13 protein-coding genes are annotated in these 15132 nt (G+C 62.2%); 3 read left to right on the top strand and 10 right to left on the bottom strand.

What is annotated here, in order from left to right:
* Positions 1 to 918: efflux RND transporter permease subunit (locus tag ABJF10_RS20350; protein WP_348546442.1), on the top strand; the 918-nt coding region annotated here is incomplete at its 5' end.
* The gene (locus tag ABJF10_RS20345) at positions 915 to 2318 is read left to right on the top strand and encodes a TolC family protein (RefSeq protein ID WP_348546441.1); all 1404 of its coding nucleotides are present in this window, start codon (positions 915 to 917) and stop codon (positions 2316 to 2318) included. The genes ABJF10_RS20350 and ABJF10_RS20345, both read left to right, overlap by 4 nt.
* Before the next feature lie 59 nt (positions 2319 to 2377).
* Here the strand turns inward: ABJF10_RS20345 and ABJF10_RS20340 are convergent, their stop codons facing one another.
* The 4 genes from ABJF10_RS20340 to ABJF10_RS20325 form a co-directional block, all read right to left on the bottom strand.
* A complete protein-coding gene (locus ABJF10_RS20340) occupies positions 2378 to 3193 on the bottom strand; it encodes a phosphate ABC transporter substrate-binding protein (protein WP_348546440.1) in 816 nt (271 codons plus the stop codon).
* 62 nt (positions 3194 to 3255) lie between these two features.
* Positions 3256 to 5010 carry a putative porin gene (locus ABJF10_RS20335; protein ID WP_348546439.1) on the bottom strand — a complete coding sequence of 585 codons (1755 nt, stop codon included), beginning with the start codon at positions 5008 to 5010 and terminating at the stop codon, positions 3256 to 3258.
* A 488-nt stretch (positions 5011 to 5498) separates the two neighbouring features.
* Positions 5499 to 5903, bottom strand: coding sequence for a hypothetical protein (locus tag ABJF10_RS20330; RefSeq protein WP_348546438.1), 405 nt, complete (start codon positions 5901 to 5903; stop codon positions 5499 to 5501).
* Between the two features lie 40 nt (positions 5904 to 5943).
* Positions 5944 to 6672: a response regulator transcription factor gene (locus ABJF10_RS20325; protein ID WP_348546437.1), complete on the bottom strand. Its 729-nt coding sequence runs from the start codon at positions 6670 to 6672 to the stop codon at positions 5944 to 5946.
* Positions 6673 to 7190: 518 nt separating this feature from the next.
* On the opposite strand from ABJF10_RS20325, the gene ABJF10_RS20320 reads away from it, so the two are divergent.
* Positions 7191 to 8570, top strand: a complete 1380-nt coding sequence (locus ABJF10_RS20320) for a CHASE domain-containing protein (protein WP_348546436.1) — start codon at positions 7191 to 7193, stop codon at positions 8568 to 8570.
* A 10-nt stretch (positions 8571 to 8580) separates the two neighbouring features.
* On the opposite strand, the gene ABJF10_RS20315 is transcribed toward ABJF10_RS20320, so the two are convergent.
* From ABJF10_RS20315 to ABJF10_RS20290, 6 genes are all read right to left on the bottom strand, one after another.
* On the bottom strand, positions 8581 to 9354 hold the full coding sequence (locus tag ABJF10_RS20315) for an outer membrane lipoprotein-sorting protein (protein WP_348546435.1): 774 nt from the start codon (positions 9352 to 9354) through the stop codon (positions 8581 to 8583).
* Between the two features lie 35 nt (positions 9355 to 9389).
* Positions 9390 to 10505: an ABC transporter permease gene (locus ABJF10_RS20310; protein ID WP_348546434.1), complete on the bottom strand. Its 1116-nt coding sequence runs from the start codon at positions 10503 to 10505 to the stop codon at positions 9390 to 9392.
* Positions 10502 to 11206: an ABC transporter ATP-binding protein gene (locus ABJF10_RS20305; RefSeq protein WP_348546433.1), complete on the bottom strand. Its 705-nt coding sequence runs from the start codon at positions 11204 to 11206 to the stop codon at positions 10502 to 10504. Before ABJF10_RS20305 ends, ABJF10_RS20310 begins: the two co-directional genes overlap by 4 nt.
* Positions 11206 to 12195, bottom strand: coding sequence for a fatty acid desaturase (locus ABJF10_RS20300; protein WP_348546432.1), 990 nt, complete (start codon positions 12193 to 12195; stop codon positions 11206 to 11208). The genes ABJF10_RS20305 and ABJF10_RS20300 overlap by 1 nt, the downstream gene beginning before the upstream one ends.
* Complete coding sequence (locus tag ABJF10_RS20295; protein ID WP_348546431.1) at positions 12192 to 13550, bottom strand: condensation domain-containing protein; 1359 nt, start codon at positions 13548 to 13550, stop codon at positions 12192 to 12194. Before ABJF10_RS20295 ends, ABJF10_RS20300 begins: the two co-directional genes overlap by 4 nt.
* Before the next feature lie 17 nt (positions 13551 to 13567).
* A partial coding sequence (locus tag ABJF10_RS20290) for an SDR family NAD(P)-dependent oxidoreductase (protein WP_348546430.1) occupies positions 13568 to 15132 on the bottom strand: 1565 nt, incomplete at its 5' end.

Raw genomic sequence — 15132 nt, 5'->3', positions numbered from 1 at the left:
CAGATGATCGCGCCAAGTTTTTGGGTCGATCCGCGCACCGGCAACGACTATCTGCTCACCGTCCAATATCCCGAGGGCGCCGTGAAAACGCTCACCGACTTGCGCAGCATCCCCATTCGCGCGCCGGGACAACCGGACTCTGCCCGGCTCGATGCAGTCACGGAGCTGAAACCAATCCAGGCACCCACCGAAGTGGATCACTACCAATTGCGCCGCGTCATCGACGTTTATGTGGCCCCCCACGCGGAAGAACTGGGTCGTGTCGCGAGCGCTGTGGATCGCATCGTGAAGCACATCGATAAGCCCGAGGGCATCCGTATCACTCTGCGCGGCTCGGTGCAGGCGATGAACACCTCGTTTCTCTCCTTCGGCCTAGGCCTGATCCTCGCTGTGGTCCTCGTCTATTTGATCCTCGTCGCACAGTTCAAGTCCTTCATTGACCCGCTCCTGATCCTGCTCGCCGTGCCCCCGGGCATCGTCGGCGTCCTTATCATGCTCACGACCACCGGGACGACGCTCAACGTCATGTCGCTCATGGGGATCGTGATGATGGCTGGCATCGTCGTTTCCAACAGCATCCTCTTAGTGGAATTCACCCATCGTCTCCTTGAGGACGGCTTGCCCTTGCGCGAAGCCGTGCAGACCGCCTGCCGCGTTCGCTTGCGCCCGATCTTGATGACATCGCTCGCGACGATTTTCGGTTTGATTCCGATGGCCTTGAAACTCGGCACCGGCAGCGAGGCCTACGCGCCACTGGCCCGCGCGATCATCGGCGGACTCACCGTCTCGGTGGTGCTGACCGTCTTCCTTGTGCCAGCCGCCTTCTATATCGTCTATCGCAAGCGTTTCGGCGAAGACACTCCCGGTCCAAGGCCCCTCGAGAAAGTGCCTCAGCGCGAACTTCAGCCCATCTCATGAAGCGCTTCCTCGCCCTGTTTTTCGGCTTCGCCTGCTGGGCGGTCGCGGCGTCGCCAAAACCAAAACCGCCAACGACGCCACCGCGGCAAAACCGCCCGGCGCCGGTGGAACAACTCGATCTGACCAAAGCCGAGGCCATTGCCTTGCGACAGTCCCCCACGGTCTACATCGCGCAGGATAGGGCGCTGGCCGCGCAACAGGTCGTTCGCGAGGTGCGCTCCGCCTTTTTCCCGCAAATCACGGCCGAGTTCAGCGCCGTGGCCACCGGGGATGACATCGCCGGCCGGCTCGGCTGGAATACGTTCACCAACAAGGACACGCGCATCTCCGCCTCGGGCGGCTTGAATAACCCGACGGTGCTCAGTCGTCAGGCGAACGGCATTCTTTTCAGCCAACTGCTGACCGATTTTGGACGTACCTGGGACCTGACCGCCGCCTCGAAAAGCCTGGCCCTCTCCGAGGCCCAGAAAAGCATGCTCGCCCGTGCCAAGGTGCTGCTGCTGGTGGATCGCGCCTATTTTGAGGCCCAGCAGGCGCAGGCCGTCCTCCGCGTCGCCGATGAGACCGTGATGTCCCGCCAGCTCCTCGCGGATCAAGTGGGTGCATTGGCCAAGAGCGAGCTCAAGTCCGAGCTCGATGCCAGCCTCGCCCGCGTGAGTCTTGACGAAGCGAAGTTGCTGCGGCTGGAAGCTCGGAACCGCGTCGACGCCGCCTTTGCCGATCTCTCGAACGCCCTCGGCTACCGCGAATCGCGTCGCTTCGCCCTTACCCCGATGCCGCAATTCGCTCCGCCGAAAGGCAATCTCGCCGAGTACATCGCCCAGGCGCTGGCCATGCGCCCGGAAGCGCTTTCCCTGCGGCATGAGCGCGACGCCGCCCAGAAGATTGCCGCCGCCGAGCGTGCCGCGCACTACCCGAGAATCACTCTCATGGGCGCTGCTGGTCGCGGCACGGCGGGCGATCCTCGCGTGGAGGGCGACTACGCGGCCGCCGGCGTCAATGTCGAGGTGCCGATCTTCACGGGCTTCCGCTTGAGCGCACGAGCGCGGGAAGCCGCGCTGCGGGCCCAGACCGCCGAACAGACCCTGCACGAGATTGAAAACCTAATCGCCAAGGACGTCGAAGTCGCCCTGCTCAGCACCACGAATGCCTCCGACAAAATCGTGGTTACTGCCAGCCTGCTCGGCAACGCGGAACAGGCCTACGACCTCGCCGAGGCCAAATACAAGATCGGCCTCACCTCCATCGTGGAACTCAGCCAGGCACAGCTCGCCAAGCTCCAGGCCCAGATCAACCACACCAGTGCGACCTACGAATACCAGATCAACCGACTCGTCCTCGATTTCCAAACCGGCGCTCCCAAGTACCTTCAACCAACGGGGAAGGTTCTGACGGATTGAAACGGCGGACACCATGGACTCGCACGAAAGCGAGCCCATGGTGCTGCCACCAAGAACGACTATTTGATCGGCACGAACCCGACCGAATTGACAATCGCCTGTCCTTTCGGGCCGATCGTGAAGTCGAGAAATGCCTTGGCATCCCCGCTCGGCTCGCCAGCCGTGTAGTAAAAAGTCGGCCGCCAAAAAGCGTAGTTATGCGCCCTGATGGACGCTTGTGAGGGGGCCACATTATCGACCGGCAGAGCCTTGACTCCGCTGGCTTTGATGTAAGCCAGGCCCACATAGCCGATGCCGCTGGGGTTCTTGCCCACTTCGGCCGCGATTTGCTCGTTGCCCGCCAGCTTTTGCGAACTCTTGGCGTAATCACGTTTCTTCATGGCCAGTTCCTTGAAATCCGAGAACGTGCCCGAGGAAGTATTGCGGGTGTAGATGGAAATCTTGCCCGCCATGCCGCCCAGGGCGCTCCAGTCGGTAATGTCTCCGGTGAAGATTTGCTCCACCTGCTTTTTGGTCAGCTCTTTGACGGGATTGGCGGAATTGACGATGATCGCGATGCCGTCAAAGGCGACGATCGTCGGCTTCAAAGTGAGGCCCTTCGCTCCGGCCTCGGAAACTTCGGTCGGCTTGGTGCGACGACTCGACATGCCGATATTCGCCGTACCGTCGATGAGTGCGGCGATGCCCGTGGTGGAGCCTTCGGCCGCGATCTCGAAGCTCGTCCCCGGACTCTGCGCCTTGAAGGCTTCGGCAAGTTGCGGAACCAGCTTGGCGCCCAGGGTGTCAGATCCCTTGATGACGACTTTGCCGGCGTGGGCCAGCGTCGCCATCAAAGGCAGCAGCGCGGTGGCAGTGATAAATGGATTCAATTTCATGTGCGCGATTTCGATTGCGACCGGCCGGCGCCGTTATTCAGACGCCGGCCAGTCGCGTTACCCTAGAACTTGATGTTGAAATCGAGCTGGACGGTGTTGGAGGTGTTGTATGGCGCGATGCCGCCCACGCTCGTGGCGCGACCACCGCTGAGGCCCTGGTCCAGATTCCAGAACATATATCCCGTGGCGTTGATGACGACGAAGTCGGTGATCGCGTAGCCGATGCCAAGCTTGAAGCCACGCATGTTCAGGGCGCTTTGAGCGGAGTCGTCGTCGTTGAGGTTCGGGTCCACCGAGGCGATCCCCGTCTCGCGATAGTTCAGGTAGGCCACCCAGTCACCCTTCTTCTTGGTCTCACCCAATTGGAACCCGACCAGCCAGGCGATGGAATCGCGGGCCTTGTATGGCCGGCTGCCAAAGTCCTTGAGCTGATACACGTTGTCGAAACGGTTCCGCCCGCTGACATTGTAGGCAAAGTCCCAGTAGAGCTTCGATTTGAGGCCGCCGATCTTGAAGGAGATATCGCCGGGCGCGGTGAGGATATGCAGCGCACGGGTCTCACCATTCACGGCTGGCAAGGTCACGTTGTTGGTCGTCGACACCGTCTGGTTTTGACGGGTGGCGGTGCTGGTGAAGGTCTGGTTCGCTTTCGAGGGATCGGTCGCCACGCCGGAAGCCTTGCTGCCCACCAAGGTGATGACACCGCCGTTGCGGGAGGAGGAAGCAGTGGCGCTGATCTTCCGCGGCCCGCTCACGGTCGCCGCGCCGGAGGTCTTGTTGTTCGGCGTGATGGTCGTCTGGGTCGTCGTGGTGGTCGTCAGCGGGGTGATGGTCTTGGTGGGTACCCCGGCGGCGTTGTAGGAAATGGCCACGTTGTCCACTTCCTGCACCGTGGTCTGCACCGCCGTCGTCCCGCTGCTGATCGCGCCTTCGTCACTGAAGGGCAGCTTGTTGATCGTTCCCGTCATGTGGGCCGCATTCTCAGCCAGGAAACTGGGTGCCACCGTCACACTCGTGTCTTTATTGAACTTGTAGGTCGCCACGAGCTGCTCCTGGAAAATCCAAGGGTCGGAGTTCAGGTTGCTCGTGTTGGCAAACTCGTTGTTGTCGCCAAAGATGAATTGTCCGCCGATGAGCGAGACTTCCCACGGATTATCCCGGCTCGGCTCCGCCACGCCCTTGCCATCGCCACTCGGTCCACCCGATCCGCCGAATAGCGGCATCTTGTGAAAGGAAATCTTCTCCGTCAGGCCAGCCGGCTGAATGTCCGGGTCCCACACCAGATCCGTGGTGTAAAAGGGATTGGCCTGCTTGCCGGCCACGATGCGCAGCCAATCGTTCTGCCAGCCCAGATAGGCCCGCGAAATGAAGATGGAATCGTTATTGAACCCACCGCTGAAGGTCTGGTTGCCCGAGTCCGGGGTCTGGCCGGTCTGCAATTGAATTCCGGCAAACCAGTCCGGCCCAAGATTGATGTCCGCGTTCAAACGCAGTCGATATTGCCAGCGGGAGCGCTGGTTGACGTCATTCCCATCTGGCACCTGAGCCTGCGTGTCCGTATACGTCCAGCGCATCCGCAGATCGCCGTAAAGCTTCAGCGCTGTCACGGAATTGCTCAGGTTGATCTTCCCGGCATTGGTCTGTGAAAAATCCTTCATCATGTCCGCCCGCACCTCTTCGCCCTCCTGGTCAGTGAGAATGCCTTTCTTGATTAGCTTGTCGACCAGAGCGCCGGCGTCCTGCGCGTGAAGAGGGGCTGCTGTGCAGCCGATGGCGGCGAGGGCGGCGGCGAGTTTCAGGGTGTATTTACTGTGCATGTTTTTCAATGGGGTGTGGGTTGGCGGATAACGGATGAGACACTTAAGGAGGATTGTGACAACCGTGTGGCGTGATTGTGACAATTGGGTGACAATGATGACGTTATCGCGTCATTCAGGTGACGGATGTGGTACCAGCCTGCATAAACACCTCGCGTTTCCTCTGCGTCCCACTGGGGGACGGTATTCCACTCGCCACACAATTGTCACTTTGCCGGCGCGGTGCTCAGGCGAAGTGACAGACAAATTCACCCGCCTTGCGCTGCTTCGCCAAAAATTTGCCTCAGGCACTGCCAGGCTCGGCGCGCCCGGGCGTGCCCGCCAGCCTCCCGCTGCAAAGACCAACCCGATATCTGTTCGTCTGAACCTAAAATTTTAATCCTGAAGTTTAGACAAAGCAAAGCATTGGCCGGATCGGACGATCTTCCGAGCCGGCCATTCGTGTTTTTGGGGGATGCTTGTCCGAACGATCCTTCGTGCGAGTACTTCTAGAGATTTGCCACCGTCGTGCGCGACGCGTTGACCACCAGCGGCACAGCGACATCGCCCTTGGTTTCGGATTTACCGACCACGGTGTAACGTCCCGGTGGCAGGCTCACGCGCGCCGGGCTTTCGTCCCGTTCGCTCAGATGATTCCGCACCGACCGGCAGAGGACTCCGCGACTGTCGTAGATCTTGTACGGCGTGTGCGGGTAGTAGACGATATCCCCCGAGCTGATGGGATTCTCCGTTTCGGTATAGACGATCAGATAACCTGTGACGGGTTTGGATCCACTATCGGAGCCCACCGTAGGGAGCGCAGTTAAAGGCTGACTGTGGGCGCAACTGGCGCCGGTGAACAAGGCCGCGGCCAACAGGCTGGTCATGATGCGCAATCGCGTTTTGGAGTTCATAGTGTGAGGTGAAGGAAGCGGGGCATTCGGGACCGGGGAATCAGCAGGCGATGCGGTAGCCAAATCCGTAGACCGTCTTGATGTGGCGGCCGGCTTCCCCGAGCTTGTTCCGCAGTCGGCGGAGATAGGTATCCACACTCCGGTTTTCGATCGCGTGCTCGTTGCCCCAGACCTCGGAGAGCAGCCGGTCGCGCGTCTGGACCACGTTTGGGCGCTCCGCCAGCGTGGCCAGAAGCTTGAATTCCGTCGGCGTCAATTCGATGGCCTCGCCATTCACCACCGCGCAGCATCGCGCATGATCGACGGAAATCGGCCCCGCTTTCACAACGCCCTGGCGCCAGCCTTGGGACCGCCGTTGCACCGCCTTGACCCGCAGCACCAGTTCCTGGGCGTTACAGGGCTTGGCGATATAGTCATCCGCTCCCAATTCGTACCCCAGGATGCGATCCGATCCCGACTGGCTCGTCGTCAGCATCATCACCTGAATCTCTTCGGTCGCGGGATCCGCACGGAGAGCGCGGCAGAGTTCCAGTCCCGACAACCCGATAAGCGCCACCTCGGTGATGACCATTGCCGGCCGGAAGTCGCGCGCCCACGCCAGACCCACCTCCCCGTCCGCCACCGTCTTCACCGTGTAGCCAGCTCCGCGCAGGCTTTCGACCACGATCTCGACACATTCAAGATCATCATCAACGACGAGGATCGTATCGCTCAGAGGTGGTGAGTTCTGACCGTTAGCCGCGGGAGACGGAGCACTAAAGATCCTCATATGCCCATACCGTAGGTCCCCGGAATTAGGCGCTTATGATGATTTCATTAAGATTCCCTCACCCATTCTCAGGGGTATTCTCCGCGGACTGGGCACCGCCGATGCTATATCGACATTGAGACAATGATAGCGATCGCGACTCCCCGTCCTCCCGATCTCCCCGAGCGGTGGCGCTGGGCTGCCTTCGCCGCGAGCCTCGCCGTGATCGTCCTGGGCCTCGTCGTGCTCGTCGGCTGGCACGCGCACCTTTCCGCTCTCGTCCAGGTCGCGCCCGGTCTCGCCGCGATGCAGTACAACACCGCGCTTTGCTTTATCCTTTGCGGACTGGCCCTCGGCTCCTGGTTGCAGGGACGCGGAAAGTTGCTGGTCTGGTTTGGGGGAATCATGGTGGCCGCCATGGGGGAACTCACCCTCGCGGAGTATGTCCTCCAGACGAGCCTGGGCATAGATCAGCTTCTCTTTCACTCCAGCGTGGCAATCCCGGGCGAACTCACGCGCACGCCGGGCAGGTGGGTCGCATGTCCCCTCTCTCTGCGCTCTGCTTTTCCGCTCTCGGCGTCGCCTTGCTCGCCCTGGTCGCAGGCGGCAAGCGCTGGCGCATGCCCCTGGCCGGCACGCTCTCCTCCATCGTCATCAGCCTCGGCGTCATTGCCATCGTCGGCTACATCTTCGGGTTGCCGGGCACTTACGGCTGGGGACAGATGACGCGTGTGGCCCCGCACACGGCCGCCGGCTTTGTCGTTCTGGGCACCGGACTGTTCCTCACCGCCTGGCATTCCAGCGGCCAGGCCACGGAACGCACGCCGCGTTGGTTGCCCATCGCCCTGGCCCTGGCCACGGTCACCGCGACGCTCGTGCTCTACTTCGCTCTCGATTCCAAGCAAAACACGCAAATCGCCCGCATCGTTCGCGCCGGTGCGGAAAGCGCCCGGAGTCAAATCACACTGCGCATGGAAGCGCGGATGAAGTCGCTGGTTCGCATGGCCTCTCGCTGGGAATCCGACGGTCGTACGGCGCAAGCATCCTGGGAAGCGGATGCGACGAGCTACATTCACGATTTTCCCGACATGCAGGCGATCGAATGGATCGACACGGCGCACGCCATTCGCTGGATCGCACCGTTCGCGGGAAATGAAGCCAAGGTCGGCCTCAACCTCGTCAACGAAGAGCGCCGCGCGGCCGCGATCGCCCAGGCGGAGCGGGAGCACCAGCCGGCTATTACCCGCACGGTGCCTCTCTTCCATGGTGGCCTGGGTTATGTCGTCTATGTTCCGCTGACCGTCGCCGGACAACCGGATGGCGTGCTGGGCACGGTCTTCCGAGCCGAAGCACTCTTTGCGCGCTATCTCCCCGCAGGCATCGCTCCCGGGCAGGCGATCCGCATTTCGGAAGGCGGGCTCACCGTCTACGAACGCGATGCCGGCGTATCTCCTTCACAGCCAGAATGGATCGCGCACGAACGGGTCGAAATGCACGGGACGACCTGGGATCTGCGGACCTGGCCCACCCCGGCGCTTTTGGCGGAACTGAATGATCCCCTTCCCGAGATCGTCCTCGCCGCCGGCTTGCTGGGTGGCGTGCTCCTGGCCGCCGTGTGTTACCTCGCCCAGCGCGCCTCCCGCCTCGCCCGCCTGGCGGCGCGCGCCCGCGACGCCATGCAACGCGCGCTCGAAGAGGTCAAGACGCTGAAGGGTCTCCTCCCGATTTGCGCCTGCTGCAAGCGGGTCCGCGACGACACTGGCTACTGGAGCCAGGTAGACACCTATCTGCATCGCCACACCGACGCCAAACTCAGTCACGGCTACTGCCCCGAATGCGCGGCCAAGGCATTTACCGAGTTTGGCCTCGAAGTGCCGGAAAGGGTCCGCGCCGAATTGGCGGAGCGCAATTTCGAGTAGGAAAGGCTTTCTACTCGGGTGTGCCGCGCGGCACCGTCACATCCTTCAGGCCGTCCGTGCTGAAATCGTTGTCCGTATAGTTCACATCATGCTTGATCCGCGAGCCGTCGATCAGGGTCGTGGAATCTCCGCCGGCGCCACGCACGGAAAGATTGGCCGGGATATGATGGCCGGCATCCGACACGACCCGTGTGGTATCTATGCGCCGGAGCACTTGTCCCGAGCCCGAATACTTTTCAATGCGCAACGGCACGAGGCGCTTCGCATCGATCCAGCTCCGAACGCTGCCGTAAGTGGACCGGTCACCCTTCCCAGCCTTCGATTCCAGGATCTGGCAGCTCACGCCATCCACGGCTTCCGTGCCGACGATGGCCTGCTGGTCCCACGCGTAGAAGTTATCGATGATGTCCTCGTACGAGAGGTCGCTCCCAAACAGCCCCTCCTTCAGGTCGTTGATCGGACGGACCACGCCGGGCAGGGTAAAGATGGAGCCACTCGCGCGACCACCGCTCTTTTTCAGCAGCACGGCTTCGCCCTTTCGCTCCTTCGGAAAAAGTACCTGATACACGACTTCGGAAGATCCCCTCACCAGCCGCTGCTTGATCTGCAATTGCAGCGTCTCCGGTTTCGGGCCCTTGATCTCCATGCGCAGGCGAACGTAGGAATTGCCGTCCTGCCGCAAGGCGCTGAGCTTGGATGCCAGATCACTGGCAGCCGTATCCGCCGCGCAAGCGATTCCGGTAAGAGAGAGGAAGACGACAGGCAGCAGGCGGGAAAGATTCATACGAGTGGATTCGTTTCTGAGGAGGGCACAGGACGTCAGCCGTGCAAAGCCTGGCTCGGCATGAGCCGCGAACTGCGCCAGGCGGGATAGACACCGCTCACGACGCCGACGACGACGGCAATCGCCACGGCCGTCACCAGCAGGCGCGGGTTCAAATCGGGCTCGAGCAATCCCCGCATGGCGGGAGCTGTGACCAGCACCTTCACCCCGGCAACGCCGAGCAACACCCCACACACGCCGCCGAGAAATCCCAGCAGCGCCGATTCCCACAAAATCATCCGCATGATCCGGCTCCGCTTCCAACCGATGGCGAGCAGCACGCAAATCTCCTGGGTGCGCTCGAAAACCGTCATCATCATCGTGTTCATCACGCCCAGGACACCGACGAGCACCGCCAGCAATGAGGTGCCCCAACTCATCGCGCGGATAATGCGGTAAGCCTGGCTGTCGCGAATATGATCGCCGGCCACCACAGCACGCGCCTCGGGAACCGCCTTCGTGATTTGGTCGCAAAGCTGCGTGATCTCTTCCTTGGTCGTACCCGGCGTCACCCGTAGATCGATGATATTGATCTTCCCTTCGTTGCCGGTCAGTTCCTGGAACAACGGCAGCGACAGAATCACGGAGCCATTCTCCACCACCGCGCCACCATCGACAATTCCGACCACCGCCAGTTCTTCCGTTTCCAATTGGAGCGTCTCGCCCACTTTTTTCTTCAGTACCTCCGCGGCCGTCCGTCCCAGCACGACCGCCTTCTCCTTCGCATCGTTGGGAAGTCTGCCTTCGACAACTTTCAGATTTTTCCACGAGAAACCGCCCCATTGCCGCGCCGACACGATCATCATGTCGGCCTTCTCCACACTGACGAGATCGACGAGCAGCGAGCAGGTTTCCGCCACATGCGGAATCGGCGTGATACGCTCGACCACGGAGGCGCTAAATGGCTTCGGCGTGAGCGCGCTGCCCATGTTGCTCACGACGATGTCGGTCCCGCGGGTTTTCATCCCCGCCTGCCAGCTCGTCTCGAAGCCGCGTGAGATGCCGACGAGCGCGACCACCGCCGCGATGCCGATGGAAATACCCACCATCGTGAGCCCGGTGCGCACCGGCCGCCGCCATAATCCCCGCGTAACGATAGTGAGGAAAGTCATGGCGTTGAGTTCAGCGTGTCGGAAATGATGCACCCGTCCCGCATGGAGATCACCCGGCCGGCCCGGCGCGCGATCCCCGGGTCGTGAGTCACGAGCACCAGGGTGAAATGGTGTTCCTGTTGCAAGCGCACAATGAGGTCCATGACCACGCCGGCGTTTTCGCTGTCGAGATTGCCCGTCGGTTCATCCGCGAGCAGGACGGAGGCGTCGTTGGCCAGGCTGCGCGCAATCGCCACGCGCTGGCGTTCTCCGCCGGAGAGCTTGGCGGGAAAATGATGGAGCCGCTTTTCGAGTCCGACCAAACCCAGCAAATCCGTGGCGCGCTGCTTGCGCTCCGCAGCCGTGCGCTGTGATTCCAACATCGGGATCTGCACGTTCTCGATCGCGGTGAAAGTCGGCAGCAAATGAAAGGCCTGAAAGATGAACCCAACATCATGGGCCCGGTAGGAGGCAAGATCGGGCCGCTCGGCCAGCGAGCAACCGCGATAAAGCAACGACCCGCCACTGGGGTGATCCAGCGCGCCGAGCATCTGGAGCAAGGTTGATTTACCCGAGCCGCTTTGCCCAACAATCGCCACGAACTCGCCTGCCTGAATGCGAAAATCCACGCCGCGCAACGCCTGGACCTGGCCATCGTCATACTCCTTTTTCAGCGCCACCGCCTCGAAGACACACTCACCACCGTCATGCGAGGTCGCCATCAGGTGAGCGCCTGCCTGGCCAGTTCCTGTCGCGTCGGTACGGTCACGCCGCGCCACTGGGCGCCCACCCGCGGGTCAGCCAGGTTGATGAACATATCGTAGACCGCCGCGCCGAAGCTGCGAAACGGAGGACGCTCCTCAGGGGTGCTCGGCTCGAGCGCCGCCGCGTGCCGCGGCAATTCCGGGTGCGGGAGACCGGAGCGCCAGTGGTGCACGCCATGGTACGGCTCGTGAAGCAGCGTGAAGTTGAGAAAGGTGGCCATCCATCCGTCCGTCACGATGCTGCGCGTGGAGCTGTTGACCGTCGAACCCGTGAGCCCCACGTGCTCCACGTATTTCCGCACGCTCTGCATATTCGCCGCCAGCCAGGCCGGCGCGAGGTGCAGCCACACGAAGTACAGCCACAAATGAAAATTACCGATCACGGAGAGCACTACGGCCCAGACGAACGCCGTGGCTGCAAATTCCGTCCAGATGCGCCGGCGCAATTTCTTGTTCCGGATCGGCGAGCCCTCGCGCAGGAACGTCCGAATGAAAAGAAACGGGGTGAAGAAAAGCCCCATCGTGAGTTCGAGGATTGCCGCGGACACCCGCCACCAGCGCGGCATCGTCGGATGAATGAACGGCCAAAGCTCGTCGTCGCGTTCGGAAGCCAGATACGCGTGGTGCAACTGGTGCGCCGCCCGATACAGGGAAAAGCTCATGATGCTCAGCGTGCCGATGATGAGGCCATCGATTTCATTGAGGATCCGGCTCTTGCGCAGCAACCCGTGCGTCGCCTCGTGAAAACCGATCAGCATCCCGTGCATGAGATGGCTCGTCACCAAAACGAGTGGCACAGCCACCCAGTACCAACCGTGATACACCGCGACACCCATCGACACTTGCGAGATCGCAAACAGCACCACCAGGATCGGAAACGCCACCCCGGTGATCCAGTGCGGCTCATGGGGGTCAACTTCGATTTCGGTGGTCGGCGCGGAATTCATCGCGGGGATTCGGTGAGGGCGGCGACGCGGGCCTCGGGAGAGCGGCAGGCGGCGGCCAGCACACTCTCGAACAAGCGTCCGAGGTTTTCCACCTCGGCTTGCGGAAAGAGCTGCGGCCGGAAGAGCCAGACGACTTCCAATTGGTCCCCGTCCTCGGTGATTTCGCACGCGAGGTGGCAACGGGCCGTGCCTGTCGAGCGCATGCGCAATTTTGCCGAAAGGCCGGGCAGCGCCACGTCCGGGATCGGGTGATTTTGCAAAGCGAAGCGCACCTCGAAGATCGGATTATGCCCCGGTGTACCCTTGTCGCCCAGCGCCTGCGCCAGTGCCACAAACGGCATGGCGTTGGCAAAGCAATCCACCGTCGTCTGGTGCATGGCCCGCAGGCTCTCGGGGAAAGTCCGCTTCGCATCGACGCGGCCGCGCAGCGGCACGATGCCGGCGTAGTAGCCCATCGTCTCATTCGCGGCTTGCTTCGTGCGGTTGGCCACCGGCGTGCCCACAAGAACATCATCGGTCCCCGCCCACTCCGCGAAGGCCACCTGGAAGGCCGTGAGCAGCGTGCTGAAAAGAGTAGCTCCCGACCGGCGGGCCAGTTCGCGCGCCGCCTTGGTGAGATCCGCTGGGATTTGCCCAACCAGGCGTTCCGACCCACCGGACGCCGTGTTCGGTCCTTCCAGGGAATCCCAGAGCCGCTGATATCCCACGAGATGCGATTTCCAAAACGCGATCCGCGGCTCCAGCTCCGACGGCTTCCAGAAGGCGCGCTCCGCCGCTCCCCACGCACTGTAACTTTGCGGCACGGCGGGCAACCCATCGCGCATTCCGCGCACCCGTTGGATGAAGGCGAGACACAATTCCTGGACGAAGAGCCCCAGCGTCCAGCCATCGCCGATGGCGTGATGAATGGTGAAGACCAGCACATGATCGTCCGGCGCGCGGCGCAACAGGTCCACGCGATAGAGCGGTCCTTGCAAGAGATCGAACGGCTCGCTGAAAATCTGTCGCGCAATTTCCTCCATCGCCTCGGGATGGCTTTCCGCCGCGGTCAGCTCGCGAAAGCGAAATTTTGGGATGCCCTCCTTGCGAATCATCTGCACGGGTCCGTCTTTTCCGGGGAGAAAGGAAACGCGCAGCGCCTCCTGCCGTTCCACCACCAGTTGCAGGGCGCCGGCGCCGTCGTCGGGGGTGATATTGCCGCGCACCTCGATCAGGCAGCAGATGTGGTTCGCTGCGTCCGCCACCGGTATCGGCGAAGTTTCCCACAGCTCGCGCTGCGGAAAAGTGAGCGGCTGCAGCCGCAGCTCGCCGCTTTCCAGCCGTTGCTTCAATAGGGCGCGTTTATCTCCGGACATGATGGGTGTCGCGGCGGCTACTTCACCACTCCTTGCGGATCGGGATCCGCGTCCGGAGCCGAGCTATCGCCCAGCAACCGGTCGAGCTCTTCGTCCGACAAGGCTTCGAGATCGACTTCCTCGGCCGTCGCCGCCTCCACCGGAGCCTCGGCAGGCGCCGGAGCGACTGCCCCGGTCTTGCCACCCATGTGGCCGGCGATGAGACTGGCGATCTGTCCGATGGTCCGGGCGCGCATCAAGCTGGTCGGGGGCAAGGCCACACCGATCGCGGCTTCGAGCGAATTCTCAATCTCGACGCCCATGAGCGAATCGAGGCCGAGGTCCGTGAGCGGCTGATCTTCCCGCAAGCTGTCGGGCTTGACGCGCAACACCGAACCCACGACTTCGCGCACGGCCTGCACGATGATTCCTTCGCGATCTTCCGGCGTGGCCGATTCGATCTTGAGCCGCCAGTCGCTGGTCACTCCCCCACCCTCCTGTCCTTCGACGGAGGTGAGGATGCGTTCGAGCAGCGGGTTCTCCTGCGCGCTGCGGAAGAACTGGCGCCACTTCGCCCAGTCCACGCGAATAGCCACGACCTGCGTGTTGCCCGCCATGAGCGACGATTCGAGGATAGATACGACCTCGCCGGGCGAGATCTCCGTCGTGCCCTGCCGGGCGAGGAATTCGGCGACGCGCTCGTTGCGCGCCACATAGCCTTCGCCGCCGAGCACGCCCCAGTTCATCGTCAGCGCGGGCAGGCCGAGCGTGTGCCGATGATGCGCGAGCGAATCGAGGAAGGCATTGGCCGCGCCGTAATTTCCCTGCGCCGGATTGCCGAAGAGACTGGAAACGGACGAGAACATCACGAAGCAATCGAGCTTCATTTTCTCGGTGCCCTTGTGGAGCAGCCAGGCGCCGTAGGCCTTCGGGCCCATCACGCTCTGCATGCGCTCGCGCGTGAGCGCCGCCAGCGGCGCATCGTCGATGACCATGGCCAGATGGAAGACGCCCAGCAACGGCTGTTTGGCGGCTTTGATCTCCGTGAGCAGTCGCTTGATGTCCTTTTCCGAGCCGGCGTCGGCGCGCACCACGCGCACTTCCGTGCCAAGGTTGCGCAGGCTCTTGACGAAGGCTTCCGCCTCCGGCGTCGCGGCGCCACTGCGGCTGCTCAGCACGAGATGTTTCGCCCCGCATTTCACCAGCCATTGCGCGACCACTTTGCCGAAGCCACCGAACGCTCCCGTGATAAGGTAACAACCGTCCGCCTTGATCGAGAACGGCGCAGGCAATGGCTCGCCACGGCGCGGGACGAACACTTCTGGGAAGGAAACGATGACCTTGCCGATGTGCTTGCCGCTCGCCATGAGGCGGAACGCCGCGTCGATGCGGCAGGCGGCAAACGAACGGAACGGCAGCGGCGTGAGCGCGCGCTTCTCCACGAGTTCGCCGATTTCCCCGAGCATCTCGCGGGTCAGCGATTCGTCGCCGGTGAAGACGGCATCCATGGCCACCACGTGGAAGGAAGCGTTGCGGCGCAGATTCCACAGCGGGATGCGCGAGTTCTGGTAAATGTCGCGTTTGCCGATCTCGATGAAGCGGC

The sequence above is a fragment of the Chthoniobacter sp. genome, from assembly GCF_040003245.1.
Taxonomy (GTDB): Bacteria; Verrucomicrobiota; Verrucomicrobiia; order Chthoniobacterales; family Chthoniobacteraceae; genus Chthoniobacter.
The sequence above is the reverse complement of the archived record's forward strand: the minus strand, read 5'-3'. Positions and strand labels throughout refer to the sequence as shown.

Coding starts and splice junctions, on each gene's coding strand:
- ABJF10_RS20305 (WP_348546433.1), bottom strand. CDS start 11,206: ATGGCGACCTCGCATGACGGTGGTGAGTGTGTCTTCGAGGCGGTGGCG.
- ABJF10_RS20330 (WP_348546438.1), bottom strand. CDS start 5,903: ATGAACTCCAAAACGCGATTGCGCATCATGACCAGCCTGTTGGCCGCG.
- ABJF10_RS20325 (WP_348546437.1), bottom strand. CDS start 6,672: ATGAGGATCTTTAGTGCTCCGTCTCCCGCGGCTAACGGTCAGAACTCA.
- ABJF10_RS20345 (WP_348546441.1), top strand. CDS start 915: ATGAAGCGCTTCCTCGCCCTGTTTTTCGGCTTCGCCTGCTGGGCGGTC.
- ABJF10_RS20320 (WP_348546436.1), top strand. CDS start 7,191: ATGTCCCCTCTCTCTGCGCTCTGCTTTTCCGCTCTCGGCGTCGCCTTG.
- ABJF10_RS20335 (WP_348546439.1), bottom strand. CDS start 5,010: ATGCACAGTAAATACACCCTGAAACTCGCCGCCGCCCTCGCCGCCATC.
- ABJF10_RS20310 (WP_348546434.1), bottom strand. CDS start 10,505: ATGACTTTCCTCACTATCGTTACGCGGGGATTATGGCGGCGGCCGGTG.
- ABJF10_RS20300 (WP_348546432.1), bottom strand. CDS start 12,195: ATGAATTCCGCGCCGACCACCGAAATCGAAGTTGACCCCCATGAGCCG.
- ABJF10_RS20295 (WP_348546431.1), bottom strand. CDS start 13,550: ATGTCCGGAGATAAACGCGCCCTATTGAAGCAACGGCTGGAAAGCGGC.
- ABJF10_RS20340 (WP_348546440.1), bottom strand. CDS start 3,193: ATGAAATTGAATCCATTTATCACTGCCACCGCGCTGCTGCCTTTGATG.
- ABJF10_RS20315 (WP_348546435.1), bottom strand. CDS start 9,354: ATGAATCTTTCCCGCCTGCTGCCTGTCGTCTTCCTCTCTCTTACCGGA.